We start from the raw sequence: 17,853 nt of genomic DNA on the forward strand, positions 1-17,853 counted from the left end.
GCCGCGCATTCTACAGCAGCCTTGTGTCTCGTCAAGCTGTTTTTGAAGAAGTTTTTCTTTCTTCTCAACCGCTTGCGCTTCCGATCAACCTAGCGCCTCTCGTTAGCGGGAGGCGAATCATACAGCGTCTAAAACCGCTGTCAACCACCTCTTTCAACCGCTTCCGATCAACCTGATCGAAGCCATCAACAGGACTCAACCACCACCCTGCCAACCCGGCGCATTCTACTCGAATTCACCATCCGTGCAACCCTTTATTTTCGCTAACTTCTTGATTTACAAGAGGTTTCGCTAAAGGCCTGCGCCGGAGAAGGTGCGCATTATAGGCACTCAGAAACTCAAGTCAACCTTTGTTTTGTCGTCTATTTGCCGCCGGCTCACCACGCCATACCGCGCTAATTCTGACCAACCGTTTTTCAACAGACGGCACACGTGCAGCGAGCAGAACCGCTGCGACTGTTGCGTAGAGGCTCCACTGGCCTGCATCGGACCTCACGACCCAAAGCATATGAAGCAATACGACTAGCAGCGTCGGATAGACGATGCGATGCAGCTTCTTCCAGCGCTTACCGAGTTTGCGCATGCTCCAGCGCGTCGAGGTCATTGCGAGCGTTAACAGGCCGACCAGCGCGATAGCACCCAAAGCGATATAAGGACGCTCAATCAGCTCAGCAGCAAACTCGCTGAATTCCAAACCCAACAGGAAATATAGATAAGCAGCTAAATGAAGCGCGGCGTAACCGAATGCCCACAGACCGATCTGCCGTCGAAGCGCGATCCAGCCAGACCATCCTGTCAGGGTTCGTAGAGGCGTCATCGCCAGTGAGGCTAGAAGAAGGACCAACGCGCCCTGCCCGAGATTATCAACCAACACTTTGCCGGGATCCGGACCCAACGCAGCGGCCGCGGCGAGATAGAGCCAATAGCACGGCACGCTGGCAACGGAGCAAAAAAGCAGCAACCTCAACCAGGGATAGCGCATTAATAGTTCTTTCTCAAATCCATCCCTGCATATAAGTGCGCGACTTCTTCCTCGTACCCATTGAACATCTGAGTCTCGCGTACATTCGGGCTAAACAGGCTCCCTGGCAAACGTCGCTCACGAGCTTGAGACCAGCGAGGGTGGGAAACGTTGGGATTGACGTTAGCGTAGAAACCATATTCTTGAGGAGCCATCGATTCCCACGTGTTCGCAGGCTGCTCACGAACGAAACTGATCCGAACGATAGACTTGATGCTTTTGAATCCATACTTCCAGGGCACTACAAGACGCAATGGCGCGCCATTCTGTTTTGGCAACACGCGTCCGTACATCCCAACAGCGATCAAGCTCAGCGGATGCATGGCCTCGTCCATTCTCAAACCTTCGACATAGGGCCAATCGATGAGGGAAAACCCAGTACGCATGCCAGGCATCTGTTCGGGGCGCGCCAAGGTTTCAAAACGAACATATTTAGCGTCGGAAGTGGGCTCCAACCGACTGATCAAGTCAGCCAGAGAAACGCCGAGCCAAGGTATAACCATCGACCAGGCTTCGACGCAACGCAGGCGGTAGATTCGCTCTTCAAGCGCGGCGTCTGAAACAAGGTCTTCGATCGAATACTTCCCCGGCTTCGCCACTTCTCCATCGACAGTTACTACCCAAGGCTCAGTAACAAGCTGTGACGCATGCCGCGCCGGATCGCCTTTATCCGGCCCGAACTCGTAGAAATTGTTGTAATGCGTAGCGTCTGGATAAGGGGTGATGGCTTCGTTTTTAACCGTGACCGCGCCCCAATTTGCTTGACGTAGCTTTTCGTCAAACCACGCGGGAGCATTAGCCGGCTCCACGTCTGCGTAGCGAGGGTCGGCTTGAGCGAACGCAGGCAGCCCAGCGGCCGCAGCGGAGAAAGCTGCTCCTTGCATGAACCGTCGACGGTTTAGATAGAGCGCTTCCGGGGTTACCTCTGATTCGAGACAATCACTGCGACGCGGCGTTCTGATAAGCATGATGTACTCCGCTGTCTGAGGCTGTATGAAGAAGCACTAGACAGCGGATCATTTCAAAAATCAACTTTCGGCGCGTTTGCGGCGACGCATCAGAAACTGTACCGGTCCAGAAATGGCATAGGCGAGGAAGATCAAAAGCAAAATACGCGGCGGATCACTGAACACCACGGCAAACACCAGGACTACGATCAGTATCGCCACAAAGGGCACCCGCCCTTTCAGATCGAGATCCTTGAAGCTGTAGTACTTGATATTGCTGACCATCAGCAGGCCCGCAGCAGCAACCAGCAGCGCAAACAACATGATCACCGCCAATGGCAGATCGAGACCGCGGACCCCTGGCTCATCAAGCGCCCAAACCGCCCAGACCGAGCCAGCCACGACCCCTGCAGCGGCAGGACTCGCCAAGCCAATGAACCACTTTTTATCAACCTTGCCTATTTGGGTGTTGAAGCGCGCAAGCCTTAAGGCTGCGCAGGCCACGTAAATGAAGGCGACGGTCAACCCGACATTTCCGAGACTGGAGAGTGCCCACTGATAGGCGAGTACGGCCGGAGCTAGCCCGAAAGCGACCATATCCGACAGCGAATCATACTCCGCACCGAATGCGCTCTGGGTGTTGGTCAGACGCGCGACTCGGCCGTCCAGGCTATCCAGCACCATCGCGACAAAGACGGTGGCAGCAGCGACATAGAAGTTGCCGTTGATTGCCGTGATGATGCAGAAAAAACCGGCAAACAGATTGGCCGTCGTGAACAAGTTGGGGAGCAGGTAGATACCACGATGGCGAACCTTACGACCTTCGGCGTCCTGGCTCTCTTCGATGTGCTCGTCAATTGGCAGAAGACTTTCCGGTTCGATGGGTTTGTTCGGCTCTTCGGGATGCTCACTCATGCAAATTCACCTTACAGCAGGTTTGAATAATTTCGACAGGCCCTGGCACAGCGGGTTCACCCCTCAGCCAAGCATCGGTTTATACCAGAGACACGCGCCATAACGAAAAAACGCGGCCTAGGCCGCGTTCTTTCAAGCAAAAACTAGGTATCAGTTCTTGCTCTTGTCGACAATCTTGTTCGCTGCGATCCACGGCATCATGGAACGCAGCTTCTCACCGACCACTTCGATGCCATGGGCAGCGTTGTTACGGCGATAGGCTGTCATCGACGGGTAGTTTGCAGCGCCTTCGGTGATGAACATTTTGGCGTACTCGCCGTCCTGAATACGCTTCAGCGCATTGCGCATCGCGGCGCGGGATTCGGCGTTGATGACTTCCGGGCCGGTCACATACTCGCCGTACTCCGCGTTGTTGGAGATGGAGTAGTTCATATTGGCGATACCGCCTTCGAACATGAGGTCGACGATCAGCTTCAGCTCATGCAAACACTCGAAATAAGCCATTTCCGGCGCGTAACCGGCTTCGACCAGTGTTTCGAAACCGGCCTTGACCAACTCGACGCAACCACCACACAGAACAGCCTGCTCACCGAACAGATCGGTTTCGGTCTCGTCCTTGAAGGTGGTTTCGATGATGCCGGTACGGCCGCCGCCGACGCCCGATGCGTACGAAAGAGCGACGTTCGTCGCGTTACCGGAAGCGTCCTGGTAGATCGCGATCAGATCAGGAATACCACCGCCCTTGACGAACTCGGAGCGAACGGTATGGCCCGGTGCCTTTGGTGCAATCATGATCACGTCGAGGTCGGCACGCGGTACGACCTGATTGTAGTGAATGGAGAAGCCGTGCGCGAAAGCAAGCGTAGCGCCCTTCTTCAGGTTCGGCTCGATCTCGTCGCGGTACAGGCGCCCCTGGAATTCGTCGGGTGTCAGAATCATAACGACGTCAGCAGCGGCAACAGCGGCGGCTACGTTATCCACTTTCAGGCCGTGGGCTTCGGCTTTGGCTACCGACGGGGAGCCGGCACGCAGGCCAACGGTTACATCTACACCGGAATCTTTAAGGTTGCATGCATGAGCATGGCCCTGGGAGCCGTAGCCGATAACAGCGACTTTCTTGCCCTGAATAATGGAAAGGTCGCAATCTTTATCGTAAAAAACTTTCATGGAATTACCCCTGTTGCTGGCCGGTTGGGCCATTCGATAAGTTGTATTAGATGCTCAGCACTTTGTCGCCGCGAGATATACCCGTAACACCGCTGCGCACCACTTCCAGAATCGATGTCGTACCGATGGCCTGGATGAAACTGTCCAGCTTGTCGGTCGTACCGGCCAGCTGGATGGTATAGACGTTGGAGGTCACGTCGACGATCTGCCCACGAAAGATGTCGGTCGTACGCTTGACTTCGGCGCGCTGGGCGCCGGTTGCCTTCACCTTGATCAACATGAGCTCGCGCTCGATGTGAGCGCTTTCGGATAGGTCGACCAGCTTGACGACCTCGACCAACTTGTTGAGGTTCTTGGTGATCTGCTCGATCACTTCCTCGTGGCCCGCCGTCGTCAGCGTTAGCCGGGACAGCGTTGGGTCTTCGGTTGGTGCTACGGTCAGGCTTTCGATGTTGTAGTTGCGCTGCGAGAACAGTCCGACCACGCGAGACAATGCACCTGGTTCGTTTTCCATCAGCAGAGAAATGATGTGTCTCATGATCAGGTCCGCTCCGTCTTGCTGAGCCACATATCGCGCATGGCGCCGTCTTTGATCTGCATCGGGTAGACGTGCTCGCTGGTATCGACCGCAATGTCCAAGAAGACCAAACGGTCTTTCAGGGCAAAGGCCTCTTCGATTTTTGGCTTTAGATCCTTCAGCTCAGTGATGCGCATCCCAACATGCCCATACGCCTCGACCAGCTTAACGAAGTCAGGCAGCGACTCCATGTAGGAGTGAGAGTAGCGGCTGTTGTACTGCATGTCCTGCCATTGGCGAACCATGCCCAACGCACCGTTGTTGAGATTGATGATCTTCACAGGAAGGTCGTATTGCAGGCAGGTCGACAGCTCCTGAATGTTCATCTGAATGCTGCCTTCACCCGTTACACAGGCGACATCGGCTTCAGGAAAGTTCAGCTTTGCGCCCATCGCAGCTGGAAATCCGAAGCCCATGGTTCCAAGGCCACCGGAGTTCAGCCAGCGGTTCGGCTTGTCGAACTTGTAGTACTGGCAGGCAAACATCTGGTGCTGACCCACGTCCGACGCCACGTAAGCGTCGCCCTTGGTTACGTCACACAGAGTTTCGATAACCGCCTGAGGCTTGATGATAGTGCCGTCGCCCTTGTCGTAGGGAAACAGGCCACGGCTGCCGCGCCATTCCTCGATCTGCTTCCACCAACTGGCGACCGTCTCGGCGTTTGGTGTCTGGCCGATCTCCTTGACGATAGCGACCATCTCGGTGAGCACGCTATCGACCGGACCGACGATCGGGATGTCGGCCTTGATGGTCTTGGAGATAGAAGCCGGATCGATGTCGATGTGAATAATTTTGGCGTTCGGGCAGAACTTGGTCGCGCCGTTGATCACGCGATCATCGAAGCGTGCACCCACGGCCAGGATGACATCGGAATGGTGCATCGCCAGGTTTGCCGTGTAGCTACCGTGCATACCCAGCATGCCGACGAACTGACGGTCGCTGCCTGGATAGCAGCCCAGCCCCATGAGCGTGTTGGTGACCGGAAGATTGAGCATCTTGGCCAGCTCAGTGAGCTGCGAAGATGCGCCACCCATGATTACGCCGCCACCGGCATAGATGATCGGTCGCTTGGCCGCCAGCAGGAGTTCGGCCGCCTTGCGAATCTGCCCTGAATGTCCACGAACCGCCGGGCTGTATGAGCGCAGCTTGGCTTTTTTCGGATAGACGTATTCGAACTTTTCGGCCGGGTTGGTCATGTCCTTAGGAATGTCGACAACGACAGGACCGGGACGGCCGGACTGAGCCAGGTAGAAGGCTTTCTTCATCACATCGGGAATTTCCGAAGGATGCTTGATCATGAAACTGTGCTTAACGATGGGGCGGGAAATACCGATCATGTCGGTTTCCTGGAACGCATCGGTGCCAACCATATTGCTGGCAACCTGCCCCGATATAACCACCATCGGGATCGAGTCCATATAGGCAGTTGCAATGCCGGTGATGGCATTGGTCGCGCCTGGACCAGAGGTAACCAGTACTACCCCGGCCTTACCAGTGGCACGCGCATAGCCATCGGCCATGTGAGTGGCAGCCTGCTCATGACGAACAAGGATATGCGTGACTTCCTTTTCCTTGAACAGCGCATCATAGATGTGCAGCAAGGCGCCGCCGGGATAACCGTAGATGTACTTAACGCCTTCGTCGCGCAAGAAGCGGACGACCATTTCAGCGCCGGATAAAAGTTCCACGTTGTTCACCTCTAGAACGCCAGATAGCCGCTCCGCGTCGGACCGGCCAGAATTAGGTTTACTGCCAAGCAGTGCGTGAGCGACGGTGGTCGCCGACTACGTCAGCTACTGTCAAAGCGAGTATTAGGGAAGCCCCAAAGTGTTGCGGGGCGCCCCTCCCAGCGCGAGGTAACGCGTTGCGGGTGTTGCAGGTCGGCGCGGGTATGCACCTCATAATTGAGCGAAGGGCTCGCTTGCGGCGGCCCCTCAGAACAGCAAGCATGGAATTGTTCGGATTAGGCTTGGCCAAGTCAAGTCTGCTGTTGCCCTTCGGCTGTATTCAGCTGTGATCCAGCGCAGAATGAAGCCCCCTATCTTTTGCGTATAGTACCGGCTTGGTTTTGCATCCACTGAAGGGAAAAGCATGCGTTTGACCATTCTCGCAGGCGGCCTGCTGCTTGCATTGAGCAGCAGCATCATGGCCGGCCAGGTTTACAAGTGGGTCGACGCTGAAGGCGTTACACATTTTGGAGCACAGCCGCCCCAAGGCCAGCCGGCCGAAACGCTCAATACGGCCGTCGCCCCGGCAAAGCCAGCCGTGACCGAAAGCGCCACGCTGGAACAATCAGGCGAGTCTGAACAGCGCGACATTGATCGCAAGGTGAAGCAACAGGTTGCAGAGCAGGAGGCCGAGCGGCAGCGATATTGCACTACGCTGCGCACCAACCTAGCGCAACTCCAGAACAATCCGCGCGTGCGTGTAGAAGAAGAAGGTGGCAATCGGCGCCTGAACGAAGAGGAGCGCCAGGCGCGCATTGGCGAAACAAAACAGAAAATTGCCGACAACTGCAACTGACCACAGCAATCAACGCCTGCCTATCAGCGGGCGTTGGTTAGCCTTCGCCCCCACTGATCAACCGATCGAAAGTTTCAAGCGCCTCAAACAACCCGACCACGCGCTGCGGCTGATCTTGATAAACCATTTCGGCCATCGCCAGAATCCCCGACACAGCCGGAAGCGGCTGGCCTTGCTCCAGAATGTGTTTCATGCGGGGCAGAAAAATCCACTGCAACCACTGATCGAACGCCAGTGTATCGACGCAGAACGGCTCCTGACTGGCGAGCGCCTCAGGCGCAGGCGGCGACGACGTCCAAACCCCAAGCACCCGAAGCTCGCGCTCGATCAGTAGCAACTGGTCAGCCAACGCCGGCACCCGATTGTCCATCACATCGAGACCTTGGCCCGCTCGCGCGCCTGAGCAGCACCAGCAGCATTTCCCTGACGCTCACGTGCCTGCGCGATCAGTTCCCAGAGACTGGCCTGCAGGGCTGGCCGGTCGCTCGCATAACTCAGCCCGCGCCGAGACAGCTGTTCAGCCTGAACGGCATCCCCTTGCGCCAGGCGTACCTGAGCCAGACGATAGAGCACCTGAGGTTCGCGCGGGGCGATTCGCTGAGCACGCTCGAGACTGGACGCAGCTCCGTTGAGGTCACCTCCGCCCTGTTGTTGCTGCGCAGTGGTGAGCAGTGCCAGCACCGGCCCATCAAGCTGCTCGTCTGCTGACAAGGTCCCACTGCTTGACGGGATTCCGCTGGGCATCGGCTGTCGCTGGACCGGGGCGGGCATCGGCGCGGACTGAGCGGGCGGCGTCCACTGGCCAGTCCCGCCTGCAGGCGGTTGCGCAGAGCCTCCAGAGAAGGCGCCATCAGGTGCACCAAAAGTTTGCAACGGCTCGGACCCTTGCTGCGGCACCATGACCATCACGCCCGAGTCCGCAGGGACAGATTGCGCGGTGGCCGCAGGTGCATTAGCCCGGCGGTGGGGCTGACGTGCAGAAGCCTCCTCCGATACCGGCGCCCCCGAATCAACGACGGGTATTGCGCCGCGCTTGACCGAGGCGCAGCCCGACAGTAGCACCGCCGCCGCCAAAACGATCATCCATTGCTTGTTCACAGTTCAAACCTCTTGATAAACCAACCGGCCAGCCGCCACCTATGGCAACCAGCCACGAACCCAATCCATGACCGATTCAGCCGGGGCCTGCATACCGCAACCCGGCCCCGGTGCAGGCTCGCTGCCGCGGATGTAGGGCATCTGTACGGCGCCCGGGCAGTTTTCCAACGTCCCCTCGCCGGTTTGTGCATCGACCCAAGCCATGGACACGTTATCCGGTACGGGCATTTGCAGGGGCAGTGGATCGGCACGACGCATGAAATCAGCCCACACCTGCAACGCGCCTGTGGCGCCGGTCAACGAGGTCTTGCCGTTGTCATCGCGCCCCAACCAGACTACCGCGAGCAAATCCTGACTGAAGCCCGCAAACCAGCTGTCACGCGAATCATTGGTGGTACCAGTCTTGCCTGCCAGTGCCAGCGATTTCGGGACCTGATTGTAGACAGAACGCCCTGTCCCTTCGAGCATCGTTCGCTGCATGGCGTATTGCGTCAGGTAGATAGCACCAGGATCGAATCGCTGTTCAATTTTGAACGGATAGCGGCTAAGGGGTTCGCCATCGGCCGCGACGACACTGCGAATAGCCCGCAACGGGGTGTTAAAGCCGCCGTTGGCTATCGTCTGGTAAACCCCGGCCACTTCGATCGGGCGCAATCCACCCGCGCCCAGCAACATCGAGGGGTAAGCCGGCCAGTCGGGCGACGCGCCCAGGCGCGCCAGCGTCTTGAGCACATGCGGCACGCCTAGATCCAAGCCAAGCCGCGCCGTCGATAGGTTGTAGGAGTTGGCCAGGGCCTGATAGAGATAGACCGTGCCATGAGCGGTACGCCCGTAATTCTGTGGTTTCCACACCTTGCCATCGGTTCCTTTGACCGAGAACGGCTCGTCCTCCAGCAGGCTAGTCAGGGTGTATTGGCTGGGCTTCTCCAGCGCAGCGAGATAGATCGCCGGCTTGATCAGCGAGCCAATCGGACGCGATGCGTCCAGCGCCCGATTGAAGCCGGCAAAGCCTGGATGGCGGCTACCCAGCATGGCCTGCAGCTCGCCGGTTTCCGGGTTGGTGACCAGCATCGCGCCTTCAACGCCCTCGGCTGCCTTGCCCAGACGCTTAAGCGTGTCCGTCATGGCCTTTTCAGCCTTGGATTGAATGATCGGATCAAAGCTGGTGAAAACCCTCAGCCCCTCCTCGGTAAGGTCCTCGTCGCGATAGTCCTCTCGCAATTGCCGCTTCACCAGATCGAGAAATGCCGGGTAGGAGCTGTCAGCCAGGCTGCCACGCTGCGTCACGCCAAGCGGCGCTTGCCGCGCTTGGGCAGCTTCATCCGGGCTGATTACCTGCTGCTCAGCCAACAGATCGATGATCAGATTACGCCGCTCCAAGGCACGCTCAGGATGGCGGCGAGGATTGTAGTAAGTCGGCCCCTTGACCATGCCGACCAACAGGGCCACATGTTGAAGCTTGAGCTCTGCCAGTGGCCTTCCAAAAAAATACTGGCTTGCCAAACCGAAGCCGTGAATGGCGCGACGACCATCCTGACCAAGAAAAACCTCGTTCAGATAGGCTTCGAGGATCTCTGGCTTGTCGTAGTGAAGCTCAAGCAGCACCGCCATCATGGCTTCGGTAGCCTTACGACTCAGGCTGCGCTCGTTGGTGAGATAGAAGTTCTTCACCAGCTGCTGTGTCAGTGTGCTGCCGCCCTGGCGAACCTCCCCAGCAGTAAGGTTTACCCAGACGGCACGCGCAATGGATTTAGGCGACACGCCTAAATGATCGAAGAACTCCCTGTCTTCGACAGCAACCAGCGTTTCAACCAGATATGGTGGCACTTGATCAAGCTTGATCAAAATGCGGTCTTCGTTGTGCGCGGGGTATAGCCCGCCCACGACCAGTGGTTCGAGACGTACTACCGGCAGCTCGCCACCGTCCATGTGCGCAAGCCCCGCGACGAAGTCTCCAGAAAACCGCACACGGATCCGCTGGGACTCTTCCGCCCCCTCATAGAAGCGGAAACCCCGTGTATGCATTTCGACCGCATTGCTGGCGACCGACACAGTTCCCGGTCCACTCACCGATTTCTCTCGGCGATAGCCCAGCGCATCGACCTCGTTGAGAAAGTCATCCTTGTCGAGTTTTTGCCCAACGAACAATTCCAGCGGCCTGGCATAAACCGTCGCCGGGATCGTCCAGCGCTTGCCGGAAAATTTCTCCTGCACCACCGCATCGAGATATACCGCGACGCCAGCCAGCAGTACCAGCGCGACGATGGAGAGTTTGATAATCCAGCCTAGCCAGGGGCGCGAAGCACCGGAACGGCGTTTGGAACGAGAGCGAGACGAGCGTGATTTAGTCATGGCGGCGCATTATACGCACTTTGATTTGCGCCGAAGACGGCCTCTTGGCGGTTTGCACGCTTACCGAGGATGGACATAATGGAGCGTTTTTTGACTGTGTGAACTGGCTCCCGAAGCGCTCACACGCCCGTCCAACAAACCTACAAGGAGTGACCGTGAGCCAAGCACTGATTGCTGCACTGCAGAATCCGGCCCTGTACCCCCACCCGGTCGACGGCTTTAAAGTCATCGAGACCCATATTTCCTGGGTCATCCTTACTGGCGCGTACGCATACAAGATGAAGAAGCCGGTTGACTTCGGCTTCCTCGACTTCACCAACCTCGCGGCACGCAAGCACTATTGCGAGGAAGAGCTGCGCCTGAACCAGCGTATGGCGCCCGATCTGTATCTCCAGGTTCTGCCTGTCACTGGCAGCGTCGAACAACCGGAAATCGGGGGGAATGGCGACCCCATCGAATACCTGTTGCAAATGCGTGAGTTCCCACAAACGCAGCTGATGGCGGAGGTACAGGCACGGGGTGAGCTGACGGACAATCACATTGATGCCCTCGCCGAGCAAATCGCCGGGTTCCACCTGAGCATTCCGCAGGTGGCTGCAGATCATGCGCTGAACAGCGCCGAAGGGATCGTCGCGCCGATGCGGCAGAACTTCGAGCAGATTCGCCCTTTGCTCACCGAGCAAGCAGACCTGCAGCAACTCGATGCCCTGCTGGACTGGACCGAAACCAGCATCACCCGCTTGCAGCCATTGCTCGAACAACGCAGCGAACAAGGCTTCATTCGTGAATGCCACGGCGATCTGCATTTGGGCAATGCCGCCATCATTAAAAACGAGGTGGTGCTGTTCGACTGCATCGAATTCAACGAGCCATTTCGCCTGATCGACATCGCTTCCGACGCCGCCTTCCTGGCGATGGACCTAGAAGATCGAGGGTTGAAGTGCCAGGCACGGCGCTTTATCAACGGCTGGCTGGAACGCACTGGCGACTACGCCGCGCTGCAACTGCTCAACCTCTATAAGGCTTACCGAGCGCTTGTTCGGGCGAAGGTCAGCCTATTTCGGCTGTACCAGGAAGAGGACGCCGTGCAGCGCCGGATCGTCCTGCGCCAGTATCGTAGTTACGCCAATCTGGCCGAAGGCTACAGCGCTATCCCCTCCCGCTTTCTCGCCATCACTCACGGCGTATCGGCGGTTGGCAAGAGCCAGGTTGCGCTGCGCCTGGTAGAGGCTCTGGGCGCTATCCGTATACGTTCAGATGTCGAACGCAAACGGCTCTACGGTCAGCAATCAGAGGCCCTGGCGTCCGAGGTAAATGCCGGCATCTACAATACCGAGGCTGGCGATGCCACCTATCAGCGTTTGCACTCGCTAGCCGAGACCGCGCTTAGCGCCGGCTTCTCGGTGGTCATTGATGCGACCTACCTGAAGCATCAGTATCGTCAAGCGGCCTGGCAAGTTGCAGAGTCTACCGGCGTACCCTTTATGATCCTGAGCTGCGAGGCGCCCGACGCCGTCATCGAACAGTGGCTCACCCAGCGCCAGGCCGAGGGCGGCGATCCGTCCGATGCCACGATGGCTGTGATCAAGGCTCAACAGTCATCTCGCGAGCCGCTGAGCGAGAGTGAGCAGTTGCTTAACCGGCAGATCAATACACCCGAAGCGGGGAGCCTTGACGCGTTGGTTAGCGCAATTCGGCAGCGCCTGCCGGGCCTCTGACACCCGGGAGGATAACGCTCCCTGTACGGAAAAGCGCCATCCAGGCACCACTGAAGGCAGAACCCAGCGGTGCTTCTATACTGAACATGTCTGTCAGCGGAAGTCGGCCATGTCTCACTGTGTTCTGCCATTGGTATCGCTGGACCGTTGCCATGGGTGATAGCGTCCAGCTCTTTTCAATTCGTTCTGACGACTACGCACAGTTCCGCCCCACGTATCCGAGCAGCCTGTTCAATTGGCTCGCCGAACAGTGCTCGGTACCCAGCTGCGCACTCGACGTTGCGTCTGGCACTGGCCAGGCTACACGGGGATTGATCGACCACTTCGACCGAGTTGTGGCGTGCGATGCCAGCCCTGGCCAACTGACCGGCAGTACCGACTGGCGATCTGCGGAGCGATTCGCTGCGCAAGCTGAGCAGTTGCCGCTGCGCGATAGCGTGGCCGACTTGATTGTGGTCGCACAGGCATTGCACTGGTTCGCTACTCCAGCCTTCTTTGACGAAGCGAAGCGAGTGCTGTCAGCAGATGGGCTGTTCTGCGCGTGGTGCTACAGCTTGCTTCGTATCGAACCGCCGCTTGATGCCATGATCGAGCAGCTGCATGGCGAAACCCTGAGCGGCTACTGGCCACCAGGACGCGCCAGCGTCGATGCGGGCTATCGAGATATCCAAGCACCATTCACAACCTTCCAACCTCCAGAATTTGCCCTCGAAGCCCACTGGAACCTGCCACAGCTGCTTGGCTACCTGCGCACTTGGTCGGCAGTGAAGCAGTGGCAGCAGATCCATGGCCAAGATCCGGTCACTTCACTCGAGTCTGAGTTCAAGCGTCTATGGGGGAATCCGGAACACCAGCGCCGGGTTCGCTGGCCGCTTCATTTCCTCGCCGGCTACCCAGGCCATTAGGAGCAATCATGCACGACGAACTGTTGACCTTGAGAAATCTTGGCAAGACATCCGCGCAATGGCTGCACGCCTCGGGCATCCACACGGCCGATGACCTGCGTCGACTCGGCGCGGTCAGTGCCTACCAGGCGGTTAAGTCACGGGGATTCAGCGCCTCGAGAGTGTTGCTCTATGCCATCGAAGGGGCCTTGCGAGACATTAATTGGAAGGAACTGCCGGACACCCTGAAAACCGAGCTGAACCAGCACCTGGCCCGGTGTGATTACCGAGACAAGAGCTAGCTCACAATGCCCGCTCGGCGCGATTTACTCTCGTCAGGCGCGGCCTTATGGTGAGCACGCGCATCGCTCCACCTCTGTGAGCCCGCTTGTCCAAGGATTGCCGACATGTATCTACTCGGGGAACAACCGGCCTATGCCGATCAACTGATCAACCGTTTGCAGGGGATCCCCGCGCAACTGCTTGAAGGGCTCACCCCTTCTGCACCACCTATCGAGATCAAGGGTTCCGACGACCTGGCGGAAGACCTACCCGAGCAGCACCTATTTGTCATCGAGAGCGGCCTGTTGCATGCACTGGTCGATGAAAGACCATTGTTCTACATGCAGGAAGGCGACCTTCTCGGACTACGCCAAGGAATCGAACTGCCGCTGTGCCGTTATCGCAGCGATGAATCGATTCGTCTGGTTCCCTATGCACGCAGTGCGGTGTTTCGCCATATTCATGCGGATCAGCGGCGGCAGGAGCTCTTCACCCAGTACCTGATTGGGCAGACAGCGCTGTTGTCAGATGCGTTGGCGCGACTGAAGCAACCCGAGATACACCCCACCACCGGCTTCCAGCATTTCGCCGCGGGCGAGGAATTGATTAGACAGGGCGATGATGCGGACAACGTGTTCATCATCATCGAAGGCCATGCCGACGCGCTTGTTGATGGACAGAAAGTCGGCGACGTACAGCGCGATGAGATCTTTGGGGCAATGGCCGTATTCACCCAAGAGAAGCGCAGCGCGACCGTCGTCGCCACTGTCGCCTGCACCGTTATGCTTATCCCCAAGGACCAGTTTCTCAGTCTGATGCAGAGCAACCCCAAGATTGCGCACAGCCTGATCGAAAGCATGGCCAGGCGCATCGATTTGCTGAACAAAGAGGTGACGCAGCTGCGCATGCCCCTCACCGCCAGCGCGTAGATCCCATTACCTTGGTAGAAAATTTTATTTGAGTTCGGCTGTTGACTAACGAATGAGAATTGTTATTATTAGCACCACTGATCGCGAGATCAGCCGGTAAGCTGAAAGGACGGGCAGTCGGCCTTTCAGGTTATCTCCTCATCAGGCTAATCACGGTTTTGACCCGGCTCTTGCCGGGTCTTTTTTTGCCCGCGAAACACTAGCTCCGCTGAGGCTTTATTCCCAGCTACTCGGTTGCCTTACGAAGTTCGGCGCAATGATCCTGCTGCGGCTGAGCCGGGGTAAACCAGACGAAATCGGCCTGATCGGCGGACACCCTGTCTCCCACGTCTGCGAACATCAATACCCGCGTCGCGGGATTGCCATCTCGACTCGAAAGATGCATAGGCACGCCGAGATCACGCCGGACATGAAAAGCACCTGCCACTAGCATTGCCGGCTTCGGCGCGGCATCCAGTTGCTCAGCCATTCGCAGGTCGCGTTGCTGCTGGACTGCCAGCATGGCGGGCAGCTGCTTCTCTGGCAGCAGGTCGCAGTGGGACGTTCGAATCTGTGCGAGCAAGACCCCCTGCACGTTCTTGTCAGCGGCCGGACCGGTGAGCGTGGGTATACGGCGGTAGACACGCATGATTTCCTCGCGGTCGAGATTGGCCGCCAGCAACGGATAGGGCTGCGCCAACGCATGCTTGACCAGCGGGGCGTACAACCTCCATTCCCAACCTTTTTGCCAGTCCAGCGCAGCAGGCAGGTCAGCTGGCCACTGCCCACGGTCAACCAATGCTCGCACCTTAGCGACCTTGTCCTGCTGATCCGGGTTGAGCATTTCCAGCAGCAAACTGCCCTGCGCCCGGCGCTGTGCCAATGCCTGGAGAAGCCAAAGCTGGAGCGCATGGTGGTCCGGGTTGTCATGGCGCTCCCCCACCAATACCTGATCGACCTTGGCTAGCTTGTCGAGCAATCGCCTCGGCGAAATCTGTTCGCCGCTTCGCAGATCGACGATCCGCCCCAGGTCGGGATGCTCGAGACCCTCTGGGCTTTGCCAGGCTGGCAAGGCTAATACTGACTGACAAGCGGCGGTGAGCAGGATCACGACCAGGGGCAATAGCAATCGCATACATCAATCCTCAGCGAGCAATAACGAGCGGGTGGTCTCTTTCCGGGTGGCGCTGGATCAGCACATCGAGGCCGAACACCGACTTCAGTGGCTCAGACTGCAACACCTGTTCGGGCGTACCGCTCAGATGTACACGTCCGTCAGCCAGCAGCACCAGACGATCGCAGTAGCGTGCTGCAAGGTTGAGATCATGCAGGATGACCAGGACCGCGCCGCCCAGCTTGGCGAACTGGCGGATCGCGTGCAGGATACTGTGCTGATGCAACGGATCGAGCATGGCCGTAGGCTCGTCGAGCAACAATACTTGCCCAGTACGCCCGGGCCATAGCTGCGCGAGTACCCGGGCAAGGTGCACGCGCTGCTGCTCGCCTCCCGAAAGCGACAGGTAACTGCGTTGGGCCAGATGCTGCGCATCTGCAGCACCCAGTGCAGCCGAGACGATAGCCCGGTCGGCTTCGAGACCGCTTTCATGTGGCAACCGACCTAAGCCGACCACTTCGTCGACGCGAAAACCGAAACTCAAGCTTGAACTTTGCGGCAGAACCGCTAGACAGCGTGCGCGCTCCGGACCACTCCAGCCGTGCAGCGGCTTCTGATGCAACAGCACCTCGCCAACACCTACTGGCAGCTCGCCACTCAACGCGGCCAGCAGGGTGCTCTTCCCTGCTCCGTTTGGCCCCAGCACCCCTAAGACTTCACCTGCATCCAAAGCCACGTTTACGTCAGCCAGGATGACGGAAGCGCCTCGTCGGACTGAGCCTCCGCAAATACTGAGCATCACTGTGGCTGCCGCAATAACAGGTAAAGAAAGAAAGGCGCGCCCAGCAATGCAGTGACGATGCCGATCGGCAACTCGGCAGGTGCCAGCAGAAGCCGAGCAAGGAGATCGGCAAGCAGCAACAGACTCCCCCCAGCCAACGCCGAAGCCGGCAACAGTAACCGGTGGTCGGGACCGATCATCAGCCGCACCAAATGGGGTACCACCAGCCCAACGAAGCCGATCATGCCCGCCGCCGCTACCGCAGCGCCGACACTGAGCGCTGTGCAGAACACCAGTTCGCGCTTGAGTCGTTCCACATCAAAGCCCAGGTGACGTGCCTCCGATTCGCCCAGCAGCAGCGCATTCAGTGCCCGCGCACGGCGAGGCAACCAGAACGTCACCGCCACAGTCACCAGCAATAGCGGCCAGAGCCGTGCATAGCTCGCCCCGTTGAGGCTACCGAGATTCCAGAAGGTCAACGTACGCAACGCTTTGTCATCCGCTACGTAGGTGAAGAGCCCTATCACCGCTCCAGCAAGAGCGGTCAGTGCAATGCCAGCGAGCAGCATCGTCGCGACATGGGTGCGCCCGTCTCGACGACCGAGCCGATAAACCAGCCAGGTGACACCCAGGCCACCGAGGAACGCACTGATTGACAGCAGATAAGGCTCCAGCAGCGGGGAGATTCCGCCAACGAGCTCACCACCAACGATGGTGGCGGCGGCGCCTAGTGCGGCACCACTGGAAACACCGACCAGCCCCGGGTCAGCTAACGGATTGCGAAATAACCCCTGCATGGCAACGCCGGACAATGCCAGTACCGTCCCCACACTCAACCCGAGCAAGGCGCGTGGCAAGCGTATCTGTCCGAGGATCAGAGCGGCTTGGTCAGCGCCCTCGCCCGCAATCGATAAGCCAAACAGTTGCAGCAAGGCTTTTAATGTATCGCCCAGCGGTAGAGTGACCGGCCCAAGCGACAGCGACAACCAGAAGGCGATCAGCCACACGAGTCCCAGCGAAATAAACAGCGGGCGTGCAGATAGCACTGGGCTCATCAAAAGTTTCGCCAGTTGAAATTTGAGCAGAAGAATAAAAGCCAGCCACCGGCTCCGCCAGCGCTATCAGCCGTTAGCCAACCCAGCGACTGCTGATTGAGTGATAATTCTCTCGAAATAAGGAGGTCCGGATGCTTCGACTGTGTGATGCCTCTGAGGTGACGGAGGGCCAGAGCAAGGGTTTCGAACGAGAAGGGCAGCGCCTGCTGGCAATACGCAAGGAGGGCACACTCTACGTTTATCAGAATCGTTGCCCACATCGCGGTATCCCTCTGGAATGGTTGCCGGACCAGTTCCTCGACAGCAGCGGCAGCCTGATCCAGTGCGCCACCCACGGCGCCCTGTTTCTCATCGATAGTGGCGAGTGCGTGGCCGGCCCCTGTGCAGGACAGGCATTGCGAGCGCTGCGATGCATCGAGCAGGACGGCACCATCTGGTTACAGAACGTGCGCTAGTGCGACGTTGCGTACGAGCGACGATTGGCCGCGTTGGGTATCATGCGGTCACTGCT

The 17,853-nt window shown here is 58.2% G+C and carries 18 protein-coding genes; 6 read left to right on the plus strand and 12 right to left on the minus strand.

The genetic code is table 11. The features are described 5' to 3' along the window. Positions 1 to 343: 343 nt before the first annotated feature. From msrQ to ACQKIK_RS06300, 6 genes are all read right to left on the minus strand, one after another. Positions 344 to 982, minus strand: coding sequence for a protein-methionine-sulfoxide reductase heme-binding subunit MsrQ (gene msrQ, locus ACQKIK_RS06275; protein ID WP_499135216.1), 639 nt, complete (start codon positions 980 to 982; stop codon positions 344 to 346). Then, positions 982 to 1,989 (minus strand): protein-methionine-sulfoxide reductase catalytic subunit MsrP, encoded by a 1,008-nt coding sequence (gene msrP, locus ACQKIK_RS06280; RefSeq protein WP_499135217.1) that lies wholly within the window; start codon positions 1,987 to 1,989, stop codon positions 982 to 984. The genes msrQ and msrP overlap by 1 nt, the downstream gene beginning before the upstream one ends. Positions 1,990 to 2,049: 60 nt before the next feature. Then, positions 2,050 to 2,883 carry a CDP-diacylglycerol--serine O-phosphatidyltransferase gene (gene pssA / locus ACQKIK_RS06285; protein WP_046164282.1) on the minus strand — a complete coding sequence of 278 codons (834 nt, stop codon included), beginning with the start codon at positions 2,881 to 2,883 and terminating at the stop codon, positions 2,050 to 2,052. Positions 2,884 to 3,033: 150 nt separating this feature from the next. Next, the gene (gene ilvC / locus ACQKIK_RS06290) at positions 3,034 to 4,050 is read right to left on the minus strand and encodes a ketol-acid reductoisomerase (RefSeq protein WP_045424915.1); all 1,017 of its coding nucleotides are present in this window, start codon (positions 4,048 to 4,050) and stop codon (positions 3,034 to 3,036) included. A gap of 46 nt (positions 4,051 to 4,096) precedes the next feature. Continuing rightward, positions 4,097 to 4,588: an acetolactate synthase small subunit gene (gene ilvN, locus ACQKIK_RS06295; protein WP_045424913.1), complete on the minus strand. Its 492-nt coding sequence runs from the start codon at positions 4,586 to 4,588 to the stop codon at positions 4,097 to 4,099. A 2-nt stretch (positions 4,589 to 4,590) separates the two neighbouring features. After that, the gene (locus ACQKIK_RS06300; RefSeq protein WP_499135220.1) at positions 4,591 to 6,315 is read right to left on the minus strand and encodes an acetolactate synthase 3 large subunit; all 1,725 of its coding nucleotides are present in this window, start codon (positions 6,313 to 6,315) and stop codon (positions 4,591 to 4,593) included. A gap of 403 nt (positions 6,316 to 6,718) precedes the next feature. On the opposite strand from ACQKIK_RS06300, the gene ACQKIK_RS06305 reads away from it, so the two are divergent. Continuing rightward, a complete protein-coding gene (locus ACQKIK_RS06305) occupies positions 6,719 to 7,150 on the plus strand; it encodes a DUF4124 domain-containing protein (RefSeq protein ID WP_499135222.1) in 432 nt (143 codons plus the stop codon). Positions 7,151 to 7,187: 37 nt separating this feature from the next. Here the strand turns inward: ACQKIK_RS06305 and ACQKIK_RS06310 are convergent, their stop codons facing one another. The 3 genes from ACQKIK_RS06310 to mrcB are packed head-to-tail and all read right to left on the minus strand — an operon-like array spanning position 7,188 to position 10,600. Next, positions 7,188 to 7,520 carry a YqcC family protein gene (locus ACQKIK_RS06310; protein WP_499135223.1) on the minus strand — a complete coding sequence of 111 codons (333 nt, stop codon included), beginning with the start codon at positions 7,518 to 7,520 and terminating at the stop codon, positions 7,188 to 7,190. Then, positions 7,520 to 8,233 (minus strand): tetratricopeptide repeat protein, encoded by a 714-nt coding sequence (locus ACQKIK_RS06315; protein ID WP_499135874.1) that lies wholly within the window; start codon positions 8,231 to 8,233, stop codon positions 7,520 to 7,522. The genes ACQKIK_RS06310 and ACQKIK_RS06315 overlap by 1 nt, the downstream gene beginning before the upstream one ends. 54 nt (positions 8,234 to 8,287) lie before the next feature. Next, positions 8,288 to 10,600, minus strand: a complete 2,313-nt coding sequence (gene mrcB, locus ACQKIK_RS06320; protein ID WP_499135225.1) for a penicillin-binding protein 1B — start codon at positions 10,598 to 10,600, stop codon at positions 8,288 to 8,290. A gap of 155 nt (positions 10,601 to 10,755) precedes the next feature. On the opposite strand from mrcB, the gene ACQKIK_RS06325 reads away from it, so the two are divergent. The 4 genes from ACQKIK_RS06325 to ACQKIK_RS06340 all read left to right on the plus strand — a co-directional run bounded on the left by ACQKIK_RS06325 (position 10,756) and on the right by ACQKIK_RS06340 (position 14,413). Continuing rightward, positions 10,756 to 12,318, plus strand: coding sequence for a bifunctional aminoglycoside phosphotransferase/ATP-binding protein (locus tag ACQKIK_RS06325; protein ID WP_499135227.1), 1,563 nt, complete (start codon positions 10,756 to 10,758; stop codon positions 12,316 to 12,318). Between the two features lie 152 nt (positions 12,319 to 12,470). Continuing rightward, complete coding sequence (locus ACQKIK_RS06330) at positions 12,471 to 13,223, plus strand: class I SAM-dependent methyltransferase (RefSeq protein WP_499135229.1); 753 nt, start codon at positions 12,471 to 12,473, stop codon at positions 13,221 to 13,223. An 8-nt stretch (positions 13,224 to 13,231) separates the two neighbouring features. Then, on the plus strand, positions 13,232 to 13,504 hold the full coding sequence (locus ACQKIK_RS06335) for a TfoX/Sxy family protein (protein WP_045424905.1): 273 nt from the start codon (positions 13,232 to 13,234) through the stop codon (positions 13,502 to 13,504). 105 nt (positions 13,505 to 13,609) lie between these two features. Further along, a complete protein-coding gene (locus ACQKIK_RS06340) occupies positions 13,610 to 14,413 on the plus strand; it encodes a cyclic nucleotide-binding domain-containing protein (RefSeq protein ID WP_045424903.1) in 804 nt (267 codons plus the stop codon). Between the two features lie 226 nt (positions 14,414 to 14,639). On the opposite strand, the gene ACQKIK_RS06345 is transcribed toward ACQKIK_RS06340, so the two are convergent. From ACQKIK_RS06345 to ACQKIK_RS06355, 3 genes are read right to left on the minus strand one after another with little or no spacing between them, the layout of a single operon-like run. Continuing rightward, positions 14,640 to 15,527: a ChaN family lipoprotein gene (locus ACQKIK_RS06345; RefSeq protein ID WP_499135231.1), complete on the minus strand. Its 888-nt coding sequence runs from the start codon at positions 15,525 to 15,527 to the stop codon at positions 14,640 to 14,642. Positions 15,528 to 15,537: 10 nt separating this feature from the next. After that, the gene (locus ACQKIK_RS06350; RefSeq protein ID WP_499135233.1) at positions 15,538 to 16,305 is read right to left on the minus strand and encodes a heme ABC transporter ATP-binding protein; all 768 of its coding nucleotides are present in this window, start codon (positions 16,303 to 16,305) and stop codon (positions 15,538 to 15,540) included. Continuing rightward, positions 16,305 to 17,288: a FecCD family ABC transporter permease gene (locus ACQKIK_RS06355; RefSeq protein ID WP_241531198.1), complete on the minus strand. Its 984-nt coding sequence runs from the start codon at positions 17,286 to 17,288 to the stop codon at positions 16,305 to 16,307. Before ACQKIK_RS06355 ends, ACQKIK_RS06350 begins: the two co-directional genes overlap by 1 nt. Before the next feature lie 185 nt (positions 17,289 to 17,473). On the opposite strand from ACQKIK_RS06355, the gene ACQKIK_RS06360 reads away from it, so the two are divergent. Next, positions 17,474 to 17,797 carry a Rieske (2Fe-2S) protein gene (locus tag ACQKIK_RS06360; RefSeq protein WP_499135235.1) on the plus strand — a complete coding sequence of 108 codons (324 nt, stop codon included), beginning with the start codon at positions 17,474 to 17,476 and terminating at the stop codon, positions 17,795 to 17,797. Positions 17,798 to 17,853: the final 56 nt, after the last annotated feature.

Source organism: Pseudomonas sp. NPDC047961, from assembly GCF_050272435.1.
Classification (GTDB): domain Bacteria; phylum Pseudomonadota; class Gammaproteobacteria; order Pseudomonadales; family Pseudomonadaceae; genus Stutzerimonas.